The following is a 21,502-nucleotide window of genomic DNA, read 5'->3' on the forward strand; positions in this document are numbered from 1 at the left end:
GTCGTTGAAGTAGGCGGGCACCGTGATAACCGCGTCGCTGACGTCCTCGCCCAGGTAGGCCTCGGCGTCGCGCTTGAGCTTCATCAGGGTGCGGGCGCTGATCTCCTGCGGGGTGTACTTCTTGTCGTCGATCTCGACGGTCCAGTCCTCGCCCATGTGGCGCTTGACCGAGCGGATGGTGCGGTCGACGTTGGTGACCGCCTGGTTCTTGGCGGGCTGGCCCACGAGGACCTCGCCGTTGCGGGCGAACGCGACGACAGACGGGGTGGTGCGCGAACCCTCAGCGTTCGCGATGACGACGGGCTCGCCGCCTTCCAGTACGGACACCACGGAGTTGGTGGTTCCCAGGTCGATTCCGACAGCACGGGACATGAGTGTTGATTCCTCCTGTTGATGTGGTCGGCAGTCGCCGACCGTTGTCCAAAGTCTTGGTTTCTCGAAACCTCAGCGCTTCCGGCTCAAGTTCTAGTCGCCGATTCCTCGTCGGTCAACCCTTATTGAGTCGGAGTCGCTCAAGTTTCTCGTTGAGTCCAACCTCGGTAGTGCGCGGATCATTCCCCAATTCCGAAAAAAAGTTGAGCAGAGGTCGCGCAACTATTGCCGAGCGAGCCCAATCCCGTGCCGACCGAGCCCAATCCCGTGCCGACCGAGCCCAATCCCGCCTCGACCCTCCGGTGGTCGAGGTGGATCTGAGCCGCTAAGCGAGGATCCGTATCGAGACCCGCCCAACGAGCCATGACTGCTGCGGTACCTTGTCGTCCATGACCGACGTCGATGGCCTCCTTTTCAACCCGCGAACCTACGACCCGCAGTATTTCGACGAGCCGACGCGGCGGTTGCTGCGCGCGACCATCGACTTCTTCGAGGGGCAGGGCAAACACAAGCTCGTCACCGAGGAGATGGGGGCCGGCTGGCCGACCGAGTTCGTCGACTTCGTCAAGCGGGAGAAGCTCTTCGCGACGTTCCTGACCCCGGCCGCCTACGGTGGCGACGATCCTGCCAAGCGGTGGGACGGTGCGCGCAACCACGCACTGTCGGAGATCCTCGGCTTCTACGGGATGGCCTACTGGTACACCGAGCAGGTCACCATTCTCGGCCTCGGACCGATCTGGCAGAGCGCCAACGAGAAGGCCAAGCTGCGTGCCGCGGCCGACCTCGACGACGGCCAGGTCATGGCCTTCGGCCTGTCGGAGCGCGCACACGGCGCCGACGTCTATCAGACCGACATGATCCTGACCCCCGCCGATGAAGCCGATCAGGCCCGGGGCATCCGCTACCGGGCCAACGGCACGAAGTACTACATCGGCAACGGCAACGTGGCGAGCATGGTGTCGGTGTTCGGCAAGTTCGGCGAGGGCGCCGAACTCGGCGAGGAAGCCGGCGCCAACTACGCGTTCTTCGTCGCCGACAGCCGCCGCCCGGAGTACGAGCTCATCGACAACGTCGTGCACATGCAGCTATATGTGTCGACGTTCGCGCTGCACAACTACCCGGTCCGCGACGAGGACATCCTGCACACCGGCGTCGAGGCCTTCGCCGCCGCACTCAACACCGTCAACGTCGGCAAGTTCAACCTGTGCAGCGGCGCGATCGGCATGTCCGAGCACTCGTTCTACGAGGCGATCACCCACGCCGACAACCGGATCCTCTACGGCAACCGGGTCACCGACTTCTCCCATGTGCGGGCCAACTTCGTCGAGGCGTACGCGCGGATCCTCGCGATGAAACTGTTCAGCCAGCGCAGCGTCGACTACTTCCGCAGCGCGAGCCTCGAGGACCGTCGCTACCTGCTCTTCAATCCGCTGACCAAGTCCAAGGTCACGATGGAGGGCGAGCGGGTGATCAATCTGCTGCACGACGTCATCGCCGCGAAGGGGTACGAGAAGTACACAATGTTCCGACACTTCGCCAACATCATCGGTGCCTACCCGCGCCTGGAGGGCACGGTGCACGTCAACGTCGGCCTCGTCCTCAAGTTCATGCCGAACTACATGCTCAACCCGGCTGAATACCCCGAGATCGGCACCCGGCTCGACGCCGTCGACGACAAGTTCTTCTTCGCCCAGGGCCCGACCCGCGGCGCCGGGCGCGTGCAATTCGCGGATTGGAAGCCGGCCTTCGAACGGTTCTCGCGGATCGACAACGTGGCCACCTTCTACGGGCAGGCCCGCAAGTTCGCCGACTTCCTGATGACCGCCGGGCCCGACGCCGAGCAGCAGAAGGACCTCGATTTCCTGCTCACCGTCGGTCAGATCTTCTCGCTCATCGCCTACGGCCAGTTGATCCTGGAGCAGGCCGAGCTGACCGGGCTCGACGACGATGCCGTCGCGCAGATCTTCGACACCATCATCCGCGACTTCTCGTCGTTCGCCGTCGATCTGCTCGGCAAGCCGACGGCGACCCAGCCGCAGCAGGATTGGGCGCGCGACGCCATCGCCGCGCCGACGCCCGATCCGGCGCGCTTCGACCGGATGTGGAGCCGTGTGCAGGCCTACAACGGCGCGTACGAGATGAACCCCTAAGGATTCAAGGCCCACTCGGCGATGGGGGCCGACCCACTCGGCGATGAAACAGGGCCCACTCGGCGATGGGGGGCCGACCCACTCGGCGATGAAACAGGGCCCACTCGGCGATGGAGCCCGACCCACTCGGCGATGAAACAGGGCCCACTCGGCGATGGTGCCCGTATCCTGCTCGCATGAACGACGACTTCGACGACGACGGCGGCGACTACACCGTCGAGCAGTTGCAGCCCGAGGACATGCTCGCCGACGAGGAGCTGGGCGACGTCCTCGACCGCGGCTATTCGCCGCCGGACCGTCCGCCGCACGACTACGACAAGGACAACTTCGCGCACGAGTCGCTCGACGAGCGCCTCGCCGAGGAGGTGCCCGACATCGCCTACGACCCGGACTCCGACGACGATGCGGACTACCCGTCGTCCGACGAGGTCGGCGGACCGCGCGCCGGGCGACTCGTGGGCCCCGACGAGGGCGTCATGTCCGACGACGACGAGCAGATGTTGGGCACCGATGTCGGCATCGACGGTGCAGGCGCCTCGGCCGAGGAAGCCGCCGTCCACGTGATCACCCCCGAGGATCTTCTCTAACCCGCCGAGTGGGCCCGCCCGCTACGCCGAGTGGGCCCGCCCGCTATGCCGAGTGGGCCCTCCCACTACCCCAAGGTTACTGGTCTGACCACTTGACAGGCTGACCACTTGGGCGCACAGTGGGTCCATGACGTTCCAACCAGTCGTGCGGCGCTCGGTCTCCGACGACGTGTACGACCAGATCGCCGCCCGCGTCATCAGCGGCGACCTCCCCGCCGGCGGTGCGCTACCAAGCGAGCGAGACCTCGCCGCGGCGCTGCACGTCTCCCGACCGGCGATCCGGGAGGCCCTCAAACGCCTCGCCACCTCCGGCCTCGTGCACATCCGCCAGGGCGACACGACCACGGTCCGCGACATCCGGCGTGACGGGGGGCTCGACCTGTTGCCCCTACTCTTGGTGAACGACGACGGTCTCGACATCAGCGTGGCCCGCTCGGCCGTCGAAGCCCGCGCGGCGATCGCACCGATCGTCGCCGGATTGGCCGCGACCCGAATGTCCGCCGCCGGCTTCGACCAGCTGCACGCCGCCGTCGACGAGATCACCGCCGAGACCGATCCATTGGCTTTGCAGGTCCTCGCCCTGGAGTTCTGGGACCGGATCGTCGACGGCGCCGAGTCGATCGTCTACCGCCTGATGTTCAACACGCTGCGCGCCGCCTACGAGCCGGCGTTACCCGCGCTCTCGGTGGCGATGGCTGGGGAGGTCGGGCAGGTCGATGGCTACCGAGCCCTCGTCGCGGCTCTCGAAAACCGCGACGCCCCGGGCGCCCGACAGGCCGCCGACGACCTGCTCTCCCCCAGCACCACCGCGCTCCTGGCCGTCTTCGACGCGGCAGCGCAATTCGACGGAGGATCCGATGACCACTGACCACGCACCGGCTAGCCACTCACCAACCGGCCGGCGCACTGCCCGCTCGGGCCACCGCCGCATCACCACGCTGCGCGCCGCGACCGCCGAGTTCTGGCACCACCCGTCCCCCTGGATGATCGCCGTACCTCTCGTCGGATCACTGGTCGCACGGATCGCCCTGGGCGATTGGCAATGGACCGACGCGCTGGTCGTCGCGATCCTGCTGGCGGTCTCGCCGGTCATCGAATGGTTGATCCACGTCGGCATCCTGCACTGGCGCCCCCGCACGGTCGGTGGCGTGAAGATCGACTCGATCCTGGCGCGCGATCACCGTCGGCACCACCAAGACCCCCGCGACATCCCACTCATCTTCATTCCGTGGCCGGTCCTGGTCGGCCTGCTACCGGCGCTGACACTGATCGGGGTGTTCGCATTCAGCCGCGTCTCGCTGGGCATGACGTTCCTGCTGACGGTAACGGCGTTCCTCCTGTTCTACGAGTGGACACACTTCCTCATCCACACCGACTACAAGCCGCGCCACCGGCCCTACCGCGCGGTCTACAAGAACCACCGCTTCCACCACTTCAAGAACGAGCACTACTGGTACACGGTCACGACGTCGGGCACCGCAGACCGACTGCTGGGCACCTACCCGGACCCGGCGGAGGTCACCACGTCGAAGACGGCGAAGAACCTGCACGGCTCACCGTCGTAAGGCCCCATAGCACAGGACTGCGGAGATCTGCGACCGCTATGTGGTCGCAGACCTCAGCGGTTCCACGGGCAGCTACTTCCACCAGCCGATCGGGCCGGCCAAGTCCTTCTGGAGTGCGGGCACCATGCTGCGCGCGAAGGTCGCCGTGAGGTGATGGGTGTCGCGATAGACGAGGATGTTGCCGACGATCGCCGGGCAGTAGCCGTCCTTGCAGACTGCCTTCGTGTAGTCCAGGAACGTCACATTGGGGAATTGTGCGGCGATCTTAAGCGCCGGATCCGTGGATGCGAGCGCCACCTTCTGACTGACACCGCAGACCTGCGGTTTGCGTCCGGTGGCCAGGCACTCGGGCGGGTTCCAGTCGTTCTCCAGGTGCGTCCACGGGGTGTCGCGGATCGCGACGACCTTCTGCCCGCGCGCCTTGAATTCGTCGAACACCGTGACGTAGTCCTTCGGCACGTAGTCGCCGGGCCGGTGGTCCTCGACCTCGGTGGGCCGGGTGCTGTTGGTGACGATGACGTCGGGCTTGTCCTCCGCCAACTTCGCCAGCGCCTTGGCCGCCCACCGATTACAGTCGGGCCGCTCCTTGCCGTACCACTTGAACACGTGCTCCTTGACCAGCGCACAACCCACCTTGACGTAGGTCGTCACCTTGAAGTGGTGGCGCTTGCCCAAGACGTCGAATGCCGGCACCCACATGTCGGCGTGCGACCCGCCGGCGATGGCGATGGTGCGCGTGGCGGTCGTGTCGCCGTACACGCCGACGCGGACGGTGTCGTCGTTCCAGCCGGTGATCTTCTGGTTCGGCGGGTTGTCCCACGTCGGGCCGCGGTCCATGTACGCGGCCTCGACCGGCGGCATCGGCGGCACGTGCGGCGCGGGCACGTTCCACAAGAACGCCAGGCCACCGGGATAGAGGCGCGGATCGAGGTTCATGGTGTTCACGCGCACGTTGGCCTGGTGGCGGATCCAGGTGATCGACGTCGTCCCGGCCGCGATGGTCGCAATGACCAGCCCGACGACGAGGATGCGGCGGTAGCGCGGGGAGAAGCCGGTATCGCGGCCCGCGCGCAGCGGCGTTTCGACGAAGCGGGTGACCACCCAGGCGAGCACACCAGAGACCAGCAGGATCCCGGTGCCCTCGAGGAAGGTCGCGTGGTCCTTGTAGCGCCAGCTGAGGAAGAAGATCAGCAGCGGCCAGTGGATGAGGTACAGCGCGTAGGCGATGCCGCCCAGCCAGACCATGAACGGCGACGCCATGCGGGCATTGACGTCGCGCCGATCGTCGACGTCGAGGTTCGGCGCATCCTCGGGACGGGTGGCTGCCGACCCGGTCCAGATGATGAGCAGCGTCGCACCGACGGGGACGAGCGCCATGGCGCCCGGGTACTCCTCGACGCCCTTGATCCACCAACCGCACGTCACGATGAGCAGCAGCGCCCCGACGGTCAGCACGTTGCGCACCCGGCGGCTCAGCACCAGGCGTGGCATCCATACGGCGAGCAGGCCGCCGGCCATCGGCTCCCAGAGGCGCGCCATGGTGTCGTAGTAGTTGACCGGCTGGTTGACGGCGTGGCGGTAGTTGGCCCATAGGAACGACACCAGGGTGACCGCCAGCAACGCCAGGCCGACGATCCGGCGGATCGTTTGTGGATCACCGAACCGCGGGGTGCGAAGTGCGGCGAACTTGAGGATGCCGCCGAGGGCGAGCGCACCCAGCAGCGTCGCAACGAAGAACTGGCCCTGCATCGACATCGACCACAGGTGCTGCATCGGGCTGGCCGCCGACGTCGCCGCACCGTAGTCCTGCGAGGTCAACGCCAGCAGATAGTTCTGGAAGTACAGCGCCGAAGCGATGACCTCCTGGCCCAGCGGCGCGAAACGGGTGCGCGGCATGACCAGGAAGATCAGGAGGACGACCCCGGCGAGCACCAGATAGAGCGCCGGCAGTAGGCGCCGCAGCAGGCGCGAGAGACGCGGCCAGGGGTTCAGCGCTTCGCGCCACGAGGACGACGCTGAGTTGGTGACGGTGACGTGCTTGAGCAGCGAGGCGACGAAGAAGTACCCGGAGAGGGTGAGGAACACGTCCACACCGCCGGACACGCGCCCGAACCAGACGTGGAAAATGGCGACCAGCGCGATGGCCAGTCCGCGCAATCCGTCGAGGTCGTGCCGGTAGGCGGCGCCCTTGCTGCTCGACTTGGGGTCTGCTGCCCGCGGGGACGAGTCCCCGGAAGCCGTCGTCGTCGAGCTCGGTATCACAACGTGCCAGGGTAGCCGGTTGCGCCCGGTGCGCCTAAGCAGCACACGCGTCGGAGCGCTTTGTCTGAATCCGCAGGACCGGGCGGGTGACGAACGACACTTCGATTACCTAAGCATTCATTAGGCTGCTCCCAGGTTCGGCCGATAAGATTGGGCAATCAACCTCCAGCGGCCTTCGCCGCGGATGCCGCGCCGACGACGACGCCGGGCGGGGCACGCAAGCCACAGTTCACGTTCAAGGGGCAATTGGTCATGACCAGCGCAGCGACAGCACGCGATGCCGTGCGCCCCGCTGGGCCCGATGCGGCCCCACCCGCAACTACTGCGAAGTCCAAGCGGTCCTACCTGCACCACCTGGATCTGATCCGCGCGACGACGTTCGGGCTCGTGATCTTCATCCACGTGCTGACCCAGACGACCGATGAGGTCAACAGCATCGGCGTCACCACCACCGGACTGCTCCTGCACTTCACGCGCAACACGTTCTTCGCGCTCACCGGCTTCGTCCTGGCCTACCAGTACTTCGACCGCGCCGACTTCTCGACCTGGTCGTTCTGGCGGCGCCGCATCAAGCTGGTGCTCTACCCGTACGTCATCTTCACGGCGATCTACTTCACTGTGAAGATCCTGCTGCCGCAGGGCCGCCTGTCGACCGACGTCCACGACTTCGGCGGCTACCTTTGGGGCGGGCTGACCGGCTCATCGTCGCTGCGCGACTTCCCGTCGAGCGTCAGCGGCACGTTCAAGGAGTTTGCCTGGAACCTTGGCTGGGGCCTGGGCGGCGGCGGATTCCACATGTACTTCCTGTTCGTGATGGTCCAGGTGTACCTGCTCTTCCCGCTGGTGCTGTGGCTGCTGCAGGTGACCAAGGGCTACCACGCGGTCGTCCTGGGCGCCTCCCTGGCGCTGCAGTTCGTCATCGCGTACACCATCACCCACTGGCTCCCCACCTCGAGCCCGTGGTGGCACCACTACGTGGTCTTCATCCCCTACCAGTTCTTCCTGATGTACGGCGCCATCGCCGCCGTCCACCGCGATGCGATCGCCCGAGCGGTCACCGGGGAGAACGCGCGCTACGTCGGCATCGGTCTGGCGGCCGCACTGCTCATCACCGGCGGCTACGCGGTCGGCACCTTCTTCGACCGGGTCGACACCTCCGACGGTGCGCCGAACCTGTACTCCGGCCCCTTCCAGCCGACGCTCCTGCCGTTCCTCGTCACCGCGATCGCGTGCCTCTACGCCGCCGCCCTGACGTGGAGCCACCGCTGGCGCACGTCCACGCCGCGGTTCGCGCGCGCGGTGGCCTACGCCTCCAACCGCAGCTTCGGCGTCTTCCTCGTCCACGTGCTGGTGCTCTACTTCGTCCTCGGCATGTCCGGCCACGGCCTGGACTCGTGGGTGATCACGACGCTGCCGCAGCCCCTGGGCACCGCCGTGGTCTACCTCGCGACACTCGCCGGGTCACTCCTGCTCGTCGAGGTCCTCCGCCGCCTTCCCGGGTCGGTCTACCTCACCGGTCGCGAGCGCCTGCCGCTTCCGCGCCTGCGCAAGGCCGCGAACAACCCCACCGACGAGCCCGCTACGGCAACACCGTCGACAGCAGTGCGCGGGGCCTAGCCAGCAGCCCCTCCCGCAGGTGGTTACGCGCAATCGACCACCATGCACAGTCGTCACAGGGCGCCGCCACGCCGATCGGGTCCGGGCCGTCGAGCCGGCACAACGCGATCGCCCGGTCGAGGTGGAAGCCCTGCGTCACCAACACCACCGACGACAACCCGAACTCAGACCGCGCGCGGGAACAACTGCGCTGGGTGTCATACCCGGCCGGGTCATCGCGGATCGCCGACGACGGGACTCCCGCCGTTTCCAGGTAGGCGCGCATCACCGCGGTCTCGTCGCCGTAGCGCGAGGATCCGTTGCCGGAGTTGATGATCGTCGTGACCCGCCCGGCCCGAAACAGCTCCACGGCCGTGTCCAAGCGCGCACGCACGTAGACGCCGGGCTCACCGTCGAGGACTTTCGCACCGAGCACCAGGGCGGTCGAGCCGACGGGTACCTCGTCGGGCGCGACGACGCGATGGCGCGCGGCGAAGTACACCCACGTACTCGACGCCGCGATCATCCACTCGACGGCGATGAACCCGACCAGGAGCATGCGCGCCGCACCCTGGCCGAACCGGCTGATCCGCTGTCTGCCCACCCGCACACCGTAGCGACCCACGCCCACTTTCGGCCTCGTGGCGCCAGTGTGCGGACTCGGCCACCGGCGACGACTCGGGAGTAGATACTGTTACCGCAGCATCGTCGCCGCGCCGGAGGAGGACTCCCTTGCAATACATGCCCGTCACCTCATCGATGTTCCTGATCTCCGAGACCCGGGAACAACCCATGCACGTGGGTGGCTTGCAGCTGTTCATCCCGCGGGAGGGCCAGACCGCCGGCGAACTCGCCGACGAGGTGATCGCCGCATTCACCAGCAAGGACCTCGAGATCAGTGAGATCTTCCGACGCCGGCCTGCGCAGCCGTTCAGCCTGCTCGGCTCGGTGGCGTGGAGCGTCGACGACACCGTCGACCTGGACTACCACGTGCGCCGCATCGCTCTGCCCAAGCCGGGACGCATCCGCGAATTGTTCCATTACGTCTCCCTGAACCACTCGACGCTGCTCGACCGGTCGAAGCCGATGTGGGAGGCACACATCATCGAGGGCCTCGCCGACGGGCGCCTGGCCATGTACACCAAGGTCCACCACTCCCTCGTCGACGGTGTCACGTCGATGCGTCTGCTCGCCCGCACCCTCTCGCCGAACCCCGAGGACCGCACCGGCACCGCTCCCTGGGACGCTCGCCTGCAAAAGAAGCGCAATCCGAAGCTCGAGGACCCGGTCGAGGTGGTCGACGAGCCGCAGGAGGATGGCGGCGGACTGTTCGGCGGGATCGCCAAGCAGATCGGCGCAGCCGCCGGGGTGGCCGGCCAGGTCGCCGACGTCGCCGGGCAGGTCGCCGATGTCGCCGGGCAGGTGGCCGGTATCGTGCCCGCCGCCGGGCAAGTGGCGTGGAAGGCCCTCAGCGATGACGATTTCGTCGCACCGGGCAGTTTCGCACCGCGCTCGATGTTCGACGTGCCGATCGGCAGCGCCCGCCGGTTCGCGGCCGACCAGTGGTCGATCCCGCGGATGAAGAAGGTCGCCTCCGCCCTCGGCGTGACGCTCAACGACATCGTGCTGGCCATGTGCAGCTCGGCGTTGCGCACGTACATGATCGAGAACAACTCGATGCCCGACGATCCGCTGATCGCGATGGTCCCGGTCTCGATGCACGTCGGTGCCGACGACGACGGCAACGCGGTGAGCGCGGTGATGGCGAACCTCGCGACCGATGACCCGGACCCGGCGTCGCGGCTGAAGACCCTCGTCGACTCCATGCGGGCCAGCAAGAACGTCATCCGCGGCCTGCGCCCCATCCAGGCGCTGGCGCTGGGAGCCGCGACGATCGCCCCGCTGGCGTTCATGAGCATCCCCGGCTTCGTCAACTACACGCCACCGCAGTTCAACCTGATCATCTCCAACGTGCCCGGCCCCCAGGACCAGATGTATTGGAACGGGGCAAAGCTCGACGGGTGCTACCCGGTGTCGATCGTGACGGCCGGAAACGCCATCAACATCACGCTCACCTCGGCGGCCGACGAAATCGGTTTCGGCCTCATCGGCGCGCGTGGCGAACTGCCGAGCCTGCAGCGCCTCCTGGACTACCTGGAGGACGGGCTGGTGGAGCTGGAGGCTGTTGCGCAGGTCACCGACCTGCGAAGTTAGGTAAGCCTGGGAGGCGCAAGACGGGTGCGAACCTTTACCGTTATGACGACGGAGTGTAGTACCCGTTCGTGTTGACGAAAGGCGAGGTGACATCGTTGAGCGCAACGACGATCACTTTGGGACTCATCGGGGCGTTGATCAGCCTCGTCTGTTGGGCGAATTTCGGCCGCGGCGTCAGCCGTATCGCGCGAACGGTGGCCCAAGGGCAACCCGCCCCCGGACGCTTCTTCCCGTTCTTCCCGCGACTGTGGACGATGCTCAAGGAGTTCCTCGCCCACACCCGGATGAACAAGTTCCGGACCGTCGGCTGGGCGCACTGGCTGGTCATGATCGGCTTCCTGGGCGGCTTCCCGCTGTTCTTCGAGGCCTACGGGCAGTCGATCAACCCGGAATTCCACTGGCCGGTCATCGGTAACACCTTCGGGTGGCACCTGTGGGACGAGATCCTCGGCATCGGCACCGTCGTCGGCATCGTCACGCTCATCATCATCCGCCAGCTCAACCACCCGCGCGTCCCCTCGCGCCTGTCGCGCTTCTCCGGTTCGCGATTCGTGCCCGCGTACACGATCGAGGCCATCGTGCTCGTCGAGGGCCTGGGCATGGTGTTCGTCAAGGCCGGCAAGATCGCCACCTACCACCACAGCAACCCCGGGTCGGATTTCTTCACGATGCAGGTGGCCAAGCTCCTGCCGGCCAGCCCCACGATGGTCGCTGTTTTCGCACTGATCAAGCTCCTGTCGGGCAGCCTGTTCCTGTTCCTCGTCGGCAACAACGTCAACTGGGGTGTGGCGTGGCACCGCTTCGCCGCGTTCCCGAACATCTTCTTCAAGCGCGAGGCCGACGGTGGGGTCGCACTCGGCCCGCTGAAGCCCATGACCTCGGGTGGGCGCGCCCTCACGATGGAGACCGCCGACCCCGACAACGACGCCTTCGGCGCCGGCAAGATCGAGGACTTCAGCTGGAAGGCGCTGCTGGACTTCACGACCTGTACCGAGTGTGGCCGCTGCCAGAGCCAGTGCCCGGCATGGAACACCGGCAAGCCGCTGAGCCCCAAGATCCTCATCATGTCGCTGCGCGACCACGCCTATGAGAAGGCCCCGTACCTGTTGGCCGGCGGTCGCACCGACATGGGCGGCGAGGAAGTCGGTCTCGTCGACGCCGACGGCAACGAGCTGACGGCGAAGCTGGAGGCCATCCCGGAGGCGGCGCGCGCACAGGCGCAGCGCCCGCTGGTCGGCGAGGCCAACGGCAACGAGGGTGGCGCGGTCATCGACACCGAGACGCTGTGGAGCTGCACCAACTGCGGTGCGTGTGTGGAGCAGTGCCCGGTCGATATCGAGCACGTCGACCACATCGTCGACATGCGCCGCTACCAGGTGCTGATCGAGTCCGACTTCCCGTCGGAGTTGGCCGGCCTGTTCAAGAACCTGGAGAACAAGGGCAACCCGTGGGGCCAGAGTCCGTCGGCGCGCACCGCGTGGATCGACGAGATGGACATCCACATCCCGGTGTACGGCAAGGACGTCGACAGCTTCGCCGGCTTCGAGTACCTCTTCTGGGTCGGCTGCGCCGGTGCCTACGAGGACCGTGCGAAGAAGACGACGAAGGCGGTCGCCGAGTTGCTCGACGTCGCCGCGGTCAACTTCCTGGTCCTCGGCGAGGGCGAGACGTGTACCGGCGACTCGGCCCGTCGCGCAGGCAACGAGTTCCTGTTCCAGATGCTCGCCCAGCAGAACATCGAGCAGGTCGACGAACTCTTCGCGACGGCGCCGCACCAGCGCAAGAAGATCGTCGTCACCTGTGCACACTGCTTCAACGCCCTGGGCAACGAGTACCCGCAGGTCGACGGTGAGCGTGGCCGGTTCGAGGTCGTCCACCACACGCAGCTGCTCAACCGCCTGGTCCGTGAGAAGCGGCTGATCCCCGTCGCGCCGCCGACTGGCGAGTCCGTCACCTACCACGACCCGTGCTTCCTGGGCCGCCACAACCAGGTCTACGACGCGCCGCGCGAGCTCGTCGAGGCGTCGGGCTCCACCCTCACCGAGATGCCCCGCCACGCCGAGCGCTCCATGTGCTGCGGCGCCGGTGGCGCTCGCATGTGGATGGAGGAGCAGCTCGGCAAGCGCATCAACATCGACCGCGTCGACGAGGCGCTGGACACGCTGGAGAGCGGTCCGGACCTCATGGGCGAGAAGCAGAAGATCGCCACGGGTTGCCCGTTCTGCCGCGTGATGCTGACCGACGGTGTGACGGCGCAGACGTCGGGCACCGAAAAGGAAGACCAGATCGAGGTCGTCGACGTCGCCCAGCTGCTGCTGGAAGGCGTCCGCCGCGGCATCGAGATCGACGTGGCTCGCGAGGGCAAGGTGCGCGGCCCCGGCGACGTCGAGCAGCCGAAGGCACCGGTCATCGAAGAAGCGCCGGCTCCCGCTCCCAGTCCCACTCCCAAACCCGCCGCAGCCCCGGCTGCTGCCGCGGCCCCCGCCGACGCCAAGCCCGCGGGCGGTGGCCTTGCCATGAAGGGCGGCCTCGGCATGAAGGGCGGAATGGGTGGCATGAAGGGCGGCATGGGCTCGCCCGCCGCCTCGCCTGCCCCCGAAGCACCCGCCGCCGAAGCACCGGCCGCCGCGAAGGGCTTCGGCATGAAGGGCGGCATGGGAGGCATGAAGGGCGGCCTCGGCAAGCCCGCCGCAGCCGCACCGGCAGCCGAAGCCACCCCCGCTGAGGCACCTGTTGCTGAAGCACCCGCAGCAAAGGGCTTCGCGATGAAGGGCGGCATGGGAGGCATGAAGGGCCTCGGCAAGCCCGCCGCAGCCGCACCGGCAGCCGAAGCCACCCCTGCCGAAGCACCCGCAGCCGAGGCCCCCGCGGCCGACGCCAAGCCGGCCGCGAAGGGCTTCGCGATGAAGGGCGGCATGGGAGGCATGAAGGGCGGCCTGGGCAAGCCCGCCGCAGCCGCACCGGCAGCCGAAGCCACCCCCGCTGAAGCACCCGCAGCCGAGGCCCCCGCGGCTGAGGCACCGGCCGATCCCAAGCCCGTCAAGGGCTTCGCGATGAAGGGCGGCATGAACGCCGGGCTGGGCAAGCCCGCCGCAACGCCGTCGGCGACAGCACCGGCTCCGACTGCTGAGGCCCCCGCCGCAGAGGCACCAGCCACTGAGGCTGCGCCCGCCGAGGCTGCTGAAGCTGAGGCACCGGCAGCCGAGACACCCGCCGCCGAACCCAAAGCGGCTCCCGCCCCGAAGGCCAAGGGCTTCGGGATGGACCCCGGAAAGAAGGGGCCCGGCCAGAGCTGACGCCTATCCTCGGACCCATGGGTTCGCTACAGGGAAAAACAGTTCTGATCACCGGCGGCGGCAACGGCGTCGGCGCCCAGACGGCGCGTGAGCTGCGAAAGCGCGGCGCCAATCTGGTCCTGACCGACATCGACCAGAAGGCCCTGGACGCGATCGTCGCCGAATTGGGCGGGGACTCCGCGCTGGGCATCGTCGCAGATGTGACGAACCTGGAGTCGATGCAGGCGGCCGTCGCGCAGGCGACCGAACGCTTCGGCGGTCTCGACGTCGTCATGGCCAACGCCGGTATCGCCACCTACGGCACAGTGCTCAACGTCGACCCCGCCGCGTTCTACCGGCTCATCGACATCAACGTCAACGGCGTCTTCAACACCGTGCGCGCCGCCCTGCCGTCGATCATCGACCGCCAGGGCTACGTCTTGGTCGTCTCGTCACTGGCCGCCTACGCGGTCGCGCCGAGCCTGGCCGCCTATGGCACCTCGAAAGCCGGAGTCGAGAACTTCGCCAACGCGTTGCGGTTGGAGATCTCGCACCTGGGCGTCGACGTCGGCAGCGCACACATGAGCTGGATCGACACCCCCATGGTGCGCGACGCCAAGTCGGACCTGCCGGCGTTCAAAGAGATGCTGCGCCGCATGCCGCCACCGCTGGGCAAGACGACCACCATCGACAAGTGCGGCACGGCCTTTGCCAAGGGCATCGAGAAGCGCAAGCGGCGCGTCTTCTGCCCGGGCTGGGTGCGCTGGCTGCGCCTGGGTAAGCCGCTTCTGTCCACCAACGGCGGCGAGTATGCCATTCGGCGCAACGCCGCGGAACTGGTCCCCGAACTCGACGCGCAGGTCGCGGCATTGGGGCGGTCGGTGTCGGCCCGTTTCACCGACGGCGACGAGTAGCGGCATCGCCGAGCACGCCAATCGGGTTCGATGAAAACCGATTTGCACTCGGCTGTCACAATTGACTGGTGAGTAGACCGCACGTTTCGCACCTGAACCAGAACCTCAAGCCGCTCGAGCAGTCCTACAAGCTGCAGAACGTCTGCTACGAGATCCGTGGTCCGGTGCACGCACACGCGGCCCGGTTGGAGGCCGAGGGACATCGGGTCCTCAAGCTCAACATCGGCAATCCGGCGCTCTTCGGCTTCGAGGCGCCCGACGTGATCATGCGCGACATGATCCATGCGCTGCCGTACTCGCAGGGCTACTCCGAATCCACCGGCGTGCTGTCGGCCCGTCGCGCGGTTGTGACGCGCTACGAATTGATCGACGAGTTCCCCTACTTCGACGTCGACGACGTGCTGTTGGGCAACGGAGTCTCCGAGCTCATCACCATGACGATGCAGGCGCTCCTCAACGACGGCGACGAAGTCCTGATCCCCTCCCCCGACTATCCGCTGTGGACCGCCATGACCACGCTTTCGGGCGGCAAGCCGGTCTACTACCGCTGCGACGAGTCCAACGGCTGGCAGCCCGACGTCGCCGACCTCGAGTCGAAGATCACCGACCGCACCAAGGCGCTGCTGGTCATCAACCCGAACAATCCGACCGGCGCCGTCTACTCGCGCGAGGTGCTCGCGCAGATCGCCGATGTCGCCCGACGCCACTCGCTGCTGCTGCTGGCCGACGAGATCTACGACAAGATCCTCTACGACGACGCCGAGCACGTCTCGATCGCCTCGCTCGCCCCCGACCTGCTGTGCCTGACCTTCAACGGCCTATCGAAGGCCTACCGGGTATGCGGCTACCGCGCCGGCTGGGTCGTCATCACCGGCCCCAAGGACCACGCCCAGGGCTTCATCGAAGGACTACACGTCCTGTGCTCGACGCGACTGTGCTCCAACGTTCCCGGCCAGCACGCGATCCAGGTGGCACTCGGCGGCTACCAGTCGATCGATGCGCTGTGCCAGCCGGGCGGGCGGCTCTACGAGCAGCGCAACGTGACGTGGGAGAAGCTCAATGAGATCCCCGGCGTCTCGTGCGTGAAGCCGCGCGGCGCGCTCTACGCGTTCCCCGGCCTGGATCCCGAGGTCCACGAGATCCACGACGACGAGCAGTTCGTCCAGGACCTCCTGCTGCAGGAGAAGATCCTCGTCGTGCAGGGCAGCGGGTTCAACCTCGACGACACGAACCACTTCCGGATCGTCACCCTGCCGTGGGCGCAGGACCTCACCGAGGCCATCGAGCGGATCGGCAACTTCCTCTCGTCCTACAAGCAGTAGCGGCTCAGCGCAGAGTGCGGTCCGAGCGGTGTTCCACTCAGGGCCGAGTGTCCAAAGTCGGGACGGGTGCGTCCAGCAAGATCGCACGGTCGCTGGTTGCGAGGACATAGCGGTGCCTGACAGCCTGTGCAACCAGGAGGCGGTCAAACGGGTCCCGGTGTTCCCAGGGCAGATCACCGGCTGTGATCGCGTCGCCGACTGATATGTCGAGGACCTCCGCCCGCATTCGGGCTACGACGGTGTCCCAAGCGTTCAGAAGTGCCTTACCCTCCGGCAGTTTGCCGACCCGAGCCTTGATCGACACCTCCCACGCCGAGACGGCCGACACTGCCAGCGTGGTGTCCGGTGAGCCGATGAGCTCACGCGCAGCAGTGGCGACCTTGGAGGGTTCGGCTGCCAGACGTAGTAGCGCATTTGTGTCGAGGAGGACGCGCTGGTCGCTCATTCGCCGCCTTCCCAGAGCGCGAGCTCGTCCTCGGACATCGGATCGTCGAAGTCATCGGGAACTGTGATCAGTCCGGCCAGCATTCCGAACTCGCGAACGGGTGCTTCGGCAGGCTGCAGTACGGCAACCGGCTTACCATGGTTGGTGATAGTGACCGGCTGCCCAGTCGCCGCAACCTCGGCCAGCACAGCGTTGAACTTCGCCTTGGCTTCGGTACTCGACAACGTCTTCATACCACGAAGATACCCCGTTCGGACTATTCCGACTAGTCGAAATAGTCCGAATTGAATTGAGTGCGGCAGGTGCGGCCAACCGGACCGGTCAGGCCTGGTCCAGGAGGAAGCCGGCCCCGGATGCCAGCGCTTTGCCCACCATCGCGGCATTGGCTCCGGGCACACACAGCGCCGATGTCCGGCACAATTGAACTGGAGTCACGTAATTTAATCAATGTTAAAGTCCATTTGTGAGCAATACCGTGGAGGAGACCGCACCAATGACGGGACTGTCGACCGAGGAACGCCACATCGTTGAGTTGGTGCGCGAGTGGGTCGACAAAGAGGTCCGGCCGGTCGTGCGCGAGCTGGAACACGCCAACACCTACCCCGAAGACCTCATCGAGCAGATGAAGGAGATGGGGATCTACGGCCTGGCCATCCCCGAGCCCTACGGCGAAACGCCGGTCTCCATGCCCTGCTACGTCCAAGTCACCGCCGAGTTGGCCCGTGGCTGGATGAGCTTGGCCGGGGCGATGGGCGGACACACCGTCGTCGCCAAACTCCTCCTGCTGTTCGGCACCGACGAGCAAAAGCAGCGCTACCTACCCAAGATGGCGACCGGCGAGATCCGGGCCACTATGGCCTTGACCGAGCCCGGCGGCGGATCCGACCTGCAGAACATGCGCACCAGCGCGCGCCGCGACGGTGACCACTACGTCGTCAACGGTTCGAAAACCTGGATCTCCAACGCGCGGCGCTCCCAGCTGATCGCCTTGCTCTGCAAGACCGATCCGAACGCCTCGCCGCGCCACGCCGGGATCTCCATTCTGCTGGTCGAGCACGGCCCCGGACTGGTCGTCTCCCGTGACCTGCCCAAACTCGGGTACAAGGGCGTGGAAAGCTGCGAGCTGGCCTTCGACGACTACCGCACCCCGGCCGACAGCCTGCTCGGCGGCGTCGAGGGCAAGGGCTTCGCCCAGATGATGAAGGGCCTGGAGACCGGGCGCATCCAGGTCGCCTCCCGCGCCCTGGGCGTCGGGCAAGCCGCCCTCGACGATGCGCTCGCCTATGCCCAACAGCGCGAAAGCTTCGGCCAGCCCATCTGGCAACACCAGGCCATTGGCACCTACCTCGCCCAGATGGCCACCAAGCTCACTGCCGCCCGTCAGCTCACCCTGCACGCCGCGCAGCGTTATGACGCCGGTGAGCGCGTCGACATGGAGGCCGGCATGGCCAAACTCTTCGCGTCGGAAGCCGCCATGGAGATCGCCCTGGATGCCGTGCGTATCCACGGCGGCTACGGCTACTCCACCGAGTACGACGTCGAGCGCTACTTCCGCGACGCACCGCTGATGATCGTCGGCGAAGGCACCAACGAGATCCAGCGCAACGTCATCGCCGCACAACTCGTGAAACGCGGCACCCTCGCATGGTGAGCGGGAGGTGGTAATGCCTGCCCGGAGTCGATCCCAGACACAAACCAAATCAGTCGCCGCCCGCGAGCAGAGAGCCTGTAAGGGCGGTCCTTAGGATGTCTGACATGGCGGACACCCAGGAAAACGGCTCCGGATCCGACTCCAAGTCGGCACGGACACGTCGGCGCATCCTCGACTCCGCTGCCCAGGTGCTGAGCAACAAAGGCTACGCGGGTCTACGACTGTCCGATGTGGCCGACCTCGCCGAGGTCCAGGCCCCGGCGATCTACTACTACTTCTCGTCGCGCGAGGACCTGATTGAAGAGGTCATGTGGTCCGGCGTCGCCGAACTGCGCAAGCACCTCGAAGAAGCACTCGACAAGCTCCCGGACGGGACGACTCCGCTCGACCGCTTTTCAGTGGCGATCGAAGAGCATCTGCGCCACGAACTCGACCTGTCGAACTACGCGACTGCGTCCATCCGCAACGCCGGGCAGGTGCCCCAGGCGATCCGTGAGCGTCAGGTCGCCGAGGAGAACGCCTACGGTGCTATTTGGGCCGACATCTTGCGGGCCGCTCAGTCCGCCGGGGAGATCCGTGGCGACATCGACGTCCACACGGCGCTGATGCTGGTGTTCGGCGCCATGAACTGGACCAGTGAGTGGTGGGATCCCGAACGGGGCGACATCGACGACCTCGTGTCCACGGCGAAGGCGTTCATCCTGAACGGCCTCGCTGGATCCTGACTGCCGGATCCGGACCACACGGCGACAACCACGCCATCGTCAGAAGTACGGGACCGTGCCGTAGGGCTTCGCGTTGTCGGGGTCCACAGCGTCTCGTCGCAGACCACGCCGTTGTCCAGGGTCAGGCCCGACCCTTCCAGCCACACGGTGGCCGGGATGATCCGGCCCCTAGTGCGCGCGGGAACGGCTCAGCCCGGTTCGTCACCGACGACGGCGACGAAGGAGACGCAGCCGCCCGGCCGTCCGCCCAGGTTGTGCGTCAACGCGCGATGCGCATCGGGCAGCTGCCGCTCGCCTGCCTCGCCGCGCAGCTGGAGCCATGCCTCGAACAGCATCCGCAGGCCGCTGGCACCGACCGGGTGACCGAACGACTTCAGCCCCCCGTCGATGTTGACCGGCAGGCGCCCGTCCGCATCGAACTCGCCGGCGAGGACGTCTTTCCAGGCCTGGCCGCGGCCGGTGAAACCGAGGTCTTCCATCAGCACGATCTCGGTCGGCGTGAAGCAGTCGTGGACCTCGGCGAAGGACAGCTGTTCCACCGGATCGGTGATCCCGGCCTGGCGGTAGGCGTCCTCCGCAGACGCGACCACCTCGGGGAAAGTGGTGTAGTCGTACTCCGGGTCCATCCCGCCACGCATGGGACCGGCCACCATGGACAGCCCCTTCACATAGATGGGGTGGTCGGTGTAGCGGTGCGCGTCCTCCGCGCGGACGATCACCGCGGCGGCCGCACCGTCGGAGACGCCCGAACAGTCGAACACGCCGAGCCGGCCGGCCACCTTGGACGCCGAGTCGATCTTCTCCTTGGACACCGCGGCCTGGAACTGGGCACGCGGGTTTCGCGCCCCGTTGACGTGGTTCTTCCACGCGACGTGCGTCATCGCCTCCCGCATCTGCTCGGGGTCGACGCCGTACTTGGCGCAATAGGCGGGATCGATCAGCGAGAAGGCCGCCGGTGCGGTCACCGAGAGCTCGGGTGCCGTGCCGTCACCGGGCGGGTCGGCACGCAGCAGACCGGAATAGCCGGAGTCCTTGAGCTTCTCCACGCCGACGGCCATGGCGACGTCGTACGCGCCGGAGGCGACGGCGTAGCACGCGTTCCGGAAGGCCTCAGAACCGGTGGCGCAGTAGTTCTCCACCCGGGTGACCGGCTTGTAGTCGATCCCCAGCGGACGGCTCAGGGTCAGACCCGACGACCCCGATGCCAGGGTGCCGAGCCAGAAGGCGTCGACGTCGGCCAGTTCCACGCCCGCCGAATCGACGGCGTCGCCGACGGCTTCGACGAGCATGTCGTCGACCGAGCGGTCCCACAGTTCACCGAACCGCGTGCACCCCATCCCGATGATCGCCACCTTGTCCACGATCCCGTGACTACTCATGCGTCCTCCTGACGAGCGTGCGCATCGTCGACGATGCGCGCCTTCCAGAAATAGTTCTGCACACCGTCGGCGACGAACAGGCTGCGGAAGACCATCTCCACTTCCGCGCCCACGCGCACCTGCTCGGGCTGGGCATCGGCCACCTCGACGGTGCACCGGCCCCCGCCCTCGAAATCGACGACGACGTCGACGACGGGCGGCGATGGCGAGAACGCGAGCCGGTCGACCGTGAACGTCGCCACCCGACCGCGCAGCCGCGACACCGGCGCGGGCTCCATGTCGCCGGAATGACATTGGCGGCACAGCGGCACCGGCGGGAGATGGACGAAGCCGCACTCGCGGCACCGGGCCCCGATCAGCCCGAACTTCCACCCGGCGCCCCGTGACGACGGTGGTGCGGCCGGACGGTCGGGCTCGGGCCGACGGGGTGGTTCCCGGTCGAGCAGCCCGCGCCACGACAAGTAGACCGGATAGGGCACCTCGATGCCGCCGTCGAGTTGTCGTGCCACCGGAACGGGTTGGCGCCGGTCCACCAGCGCCGCCGTGGTGCGCAACACCCACACATCGCAGCCGTCCGCCGCCGACACCAGGAGCACGGTCTGGTCGGGCTCGGCGCGGTCGAGGACGTCGGCCAGGCCGAGTAGCAGATCAGCGGCACCGGAGTACCCGACCGGTGAGACCACGCCCTGCGCGGCGGGCACCAGGGAGCCGGCACGTTTGACGATGGCACTGTTGGGGCTCACCACGACGGCGTGGTCGGCGCTGCTCACGCCTGCCTGCGCCAGTGCGCGGGGGACGGCGTCGTCAATGAGCGCGACATATTGCTCGTATCCGAACCGCTCCTCCCAGTGCGCGGCCACCGTCGCCGACGGCGGCCGCCAGGTGTCCAGGAACTCCGCAGTGGAATGGGCGTGAGCGACGATGTCGGCGATCGCCGGTCCGTCGCCGAAGACCAGGGCCGCGGCGGCATCACCGCCGAGCCGCTCGTCGGCCGACCCCGGCCGTCCCACGCGCACGTCGGCGGCGACGACGAGACCGCCCGTCG

General features: G+C 67.0%; 18 protein-coding genes. 11 read left to right on the forward strand and 7 right to left on the reverse strand.

Annotation, left to right across the window (positions count from 1 at the left end):
- The coding region (locus B4L26_RS02465; RefSeq protein ID WP_290715429.1) for an Hsp70 family protein at positions 1-372 on the reverse strand (372 nt) is incomplete at its 3' end.
- Between the two features lie 389 nt (positions 373-761).
- Between B4L26_RS02465 and B4L26_RS02470 the strand changes: the two genes are divergently transcribed.
- The 4 genes from B4L26_RS02470 (at position 762) to B4L26_RS02485 (ending at position 4,674) form a co-directional block, all read left to right on the forward strand.
- A complete protein-coding gene (locus B4L26_RS02470) occupies positions 762-2,522 on the forward strand; it encodes an acyl-CoA dehydrogenase family protein (RefSeq protein ID WP_290715431.1) in 1,761 nt (586 codons plus the stop codon).
- Positions 2,523-2,698: 176 nt separating this feature from the next.
- Positions 2,699-3,109: a DUF5709 domain-containing protein gene (locus tag B4L26_RS02475; RefSeq protein ID WP_290715433.1), complete on the forward strand. Its 411-nt coding sequence runs from the start codon at positions 2,699-2,701 to the stop codon at positions 3,107-3,109.
- Positions 3,110-3,236: 127 nt separating this feature from the next.
- Complete coding sequence (locus tag B4L26_RS02480) at positions 3,237-3,977, forward strand: FadR/GntR family transcriptional regulator (protein ID WP_290715435.1); 741 nt, start codon at positions 3,237-3,239, stop codon at positions 3,975-3,977.
- A complete protein-coding gene (locus B4L26_RS02485) occupies positions 3,967-4,674 on the forward strand; it encodes a sterol desaturase family protein (protein WP_290715438.1) in 708 nt (235 codons plus the stop codon). The genes B4L26_RS02480 and B4L26_RS02485 overlap by 11 nt, the downstream gene beginning before the upstream one ends.
- 72 nt (positions 4,675-4,746) lie before the next feature.
- On the opposite strand, the gene B4L26_RS02490 is transcribed toward B4L26_RS02485, so the two are convergent.
- A complete protein-coding gene (locus tag B4L26_RS02490; protein ID WP_290715440.1) occupies positions 4,747-6,936 on the reverse strand; it encodes an acyltransferase family protein in 2,190 nt (729 codons plus the stop codon).
- 252 nt (positions 6,937-7,188) lie between these two features.
- Between B4L26_RS02490 and B4L26_RS02495 the strand changes: the two genes are divergently transcribed.
- Positions 7,189-8,553 (forward strand): acyltransferase, encoded by a 1,365-nt coding sequence (locus tag B4L26_RS02495; RefSeq protein WP_290715442.1) that lies wholly within the window; start codon positions 7,189-7,191, stop codon positions 8,551-8,553.
- Here B4L26_RS02495 and B4L26_RS02500 read toward each other — a convergent pair.
- Positions 8,516-9,136, reverse strand: coding sequence for a SanA/YdcF family protein (locus B4L26_RS02500; protein WP_290715444.1), 621 nt, complete (start codon positions 9,134-9,136; stop codon positions 8,516-8,518). The genes B4L26_RS02495 and B4L26_RS02500 overlap by 38 nt on opposite strands.
- A gap of 128 nt (positions 9,137-9,264) precedes the next feature.
- On the opposite strand from B4L26_RS02500, the gene B4L26_RS02505 reads away from it, so the two are divergent.
- The 4 genes from B4L26_RS02505 (at position 9,265) to B4L26_RS02520 (ending at position 16,257) form a co-directional block, all read left to right on the forward strand.
- Positions 9,265-10,746, forward strand: a complete 1,482-nt coding sequence (locus tag B4L26_RS02505) for a WS/DGAT/MGAT family O-acyltransferase (protein WP_290715447.1) — start codon at positions 9,265-9,267, stop codon at positions 10,744-10,746.
- 95 nt (positions 10,747-10,841) lie between these two features.
- Positions 10,842-14,042, forward strand: a complete 3,201-nt coding sequence (locus tag B4L26_RS02510) for a (Fe-S)-binding protein (RefSeq protein ID WP_290715449.1) — start codon at positions 10,842-10,844, stop codon at positions 14,040-14,042.
- Between the two features lie 17 nt (positions 14,043-14,059).
- On the forward strand, positions 14,060-14,935 hold the full coding sequence (locus tag B4L26_RS02515; protein ID WP_290715451.1) for an SDR family oxidoreductase: 876 nt from the start codon (positions 14,060-14,062) through the stop codon (positions 14,933-14,935).
- Positions 14,936-15,003: 68 nt separating this feature from the next.
- Positions 15,004-16,257, forward strand: a complete 1,254-nt coding sequence (locus tag B4L26_RS02520) for a pyridoxal phosphate-dependent aminotransferase (protein ID WP_290715453.1) — start codon at positions 15,004-15,006, stop codon at positions 16,255-16,257.
- 37 nt (positions 16,258-16,294) lie between these two features.
- Here B4L26_RS02520 and B4L26_RS02525 read toward each other — a convergent pair whose 3' ends face one another.
- Both B4L26_RS02525 and B4L26_RS02530 read right to left on the reverse strand, forming a co-directional pair.
- Complete coding sequence (locus tag B4L26_RS02525) at positions 16,295-16,702, reverse strand: type II toxin-antitoxin system VapC family toxin (protein WP_290715455.1); 408 nt, start codon at positions 16,700-16,702, stop codon at positions 16,295-16,297.
- A complete protein-coding gene (locus tag B4L26_RS02530) occupies positions 16,699-16,935 on the reverse strand; it encodes a type II toxin-antitoxin system Phd/YefM family antitoxin (protein ID WP_290715457.1) in 237 nt (78 codons plus the stop codon). The genes B4L26_RS02525 and B4L26_RS02530 overlap by 4 nt, the downstream gene beginning before the upstream one ends.
- Positions 16,936-17,195: 260 nt before the next feature.
- On the opposite strand from B4L26_RS02530, the gene B4L26_RS02535 reads away from it, so the two are divergent.
- Together B4L26_RS02535 and B4L26_RS02540 are read left to right on the forward strand one after the other, a co-directional pair.
- Positions 17,196-18,353, forward strand: a complete 1,158-nt coding sequence (locus B4L26_RS02535; RefSeq protein WP_290715470.1) for an acyl-CoA dehydrogenase family protein — start codon at positions 17,196-17,198, stop codon at positions 18,351-18,353.
- Positions 18,354-18,457: 104 nt separating this feature from the next.
- Positions 18,458-19,078, forward strand: coding sequence for a TetR/AcrR family transcriptional regulator (locus B4L26_RS02540; RefSeq protein WP_290715459.1), 621 nt, complete (start codon positions 18,458-18,460; stop codon positions 19,076-19,078).
- A gap of 188 nt (positions 19,079-19,266) precedes the next feature.
- Here the strand turns inward: B4L26_RS02540 and B4L26_RS02545 are convergent, their stop codons facing one another.
- Positions 19,267-20,457: an acetyl-CoA acetyltransferase gene (locus tag B4L26_RS02545; protein ID WP_290715462.1), complete on the reverse strand. Its 1,191-nt coding sequence runs from the start codon at positions 20,455-20,457 to the stop codon at positions 19,267-19,269.
- Positions 20,454-21,502, reverse strand: a 1,049-nt coding sequence (locus B4L26_RS02550; protein WP_290715465.1) for an OB-fold domain-containing protein, incomplete at its 5' end; no start/stop codon positions are given. The genes B4L26_RS02545 and B4L26_RS02550, both read right to left, overlap by 4 nt.

It is taken from the genome of Gordonia sp. UBA7599 (genome assembly GCA_002477755.1).
GTDB lineage: Bacteria > Actinomycetota > Actinomycetes > Mycobacteriales > Mycobacteriaceae > Gordonia.

Bases quoted from the DNA above. Each gene is read 5' to 3' on its own strand.
- B4L26_RS02470 (WP_290715431.1), top strand. From the start codon at position 762: ATGACCGACGTCGATGGCCTCCTTTTCAACCCGCGAACCTACGACCCG.
- B4L26_RS02475 (WP_290715433.1), top strand. From the start codon at position 2,699: ATGAACGACGACTTCGACGACGACGGCGGCGACTACACCGTCGAGCAG.
- B4L26_RS02480 (WP_290715435.1), top strand. From the start codon at position 3,237: ATGACGTTCCAACCAGTCGTGCGGCGCTCGGTCTCCGACGACGTGTAC.
- B4L26_RS02485 (WP_290715438.1), top strand. From the start codon at position 3,967: ATGACCACTGACCACGCACCGGCTAGCCACTCACCAACCGGCCGGCGC.
- B4L26_RS02495 (WP_290715442.1), top strand. From the start codon at position 7,189: ATGACCAGCGCAGCGACAGCACGCGATGCCGTGCGCCCCGCTGGGCCC.
- B4L26_RS02515 (WP_290715451.1), top strand. From the start codon at position 14,060: ATGGGTTCGCTACAGGGAAAAACAGTTCTGATCACCGGCGGCGGCAAC.
- B4L26_RS02525 (WP_290715455.1), bottom strand. From the start codon at position 16,702: ATGAGCGACCAGCGCGTCCTCCTCGACACAAATGCGCTACTACGTCTG.
- B4L26_RS02530 (WP_290715457.1), bottom strand. From the start codon at position 16,935: ATGAAGACGTTGTCGAGTACCGAAGCCAAGGCGAAGTTCAACGCTGTG.
- B4L26_RS02535 (WP_290715470.1), top strand. From the start codon at position 17,196: ATGACGGGACTGTCGACCGAGGAACGCCACATCGTTGAGTTGGTGCGC.
- B4L26_RS02540 (WP_290715459.1), top strand. From the start codon at position 18,458: ATGGCGGACACCCAGGAAAACGGCTCCGGATCCGACTCCAAGTCGGCA.
- B4L26_RS02545 (WP_290715462.1), bottom strand. From the start codon at position 20,457: ATGAGTAGTCACGGGATCGTGGACAAGGTGGCGATCATCGGGATGGGG.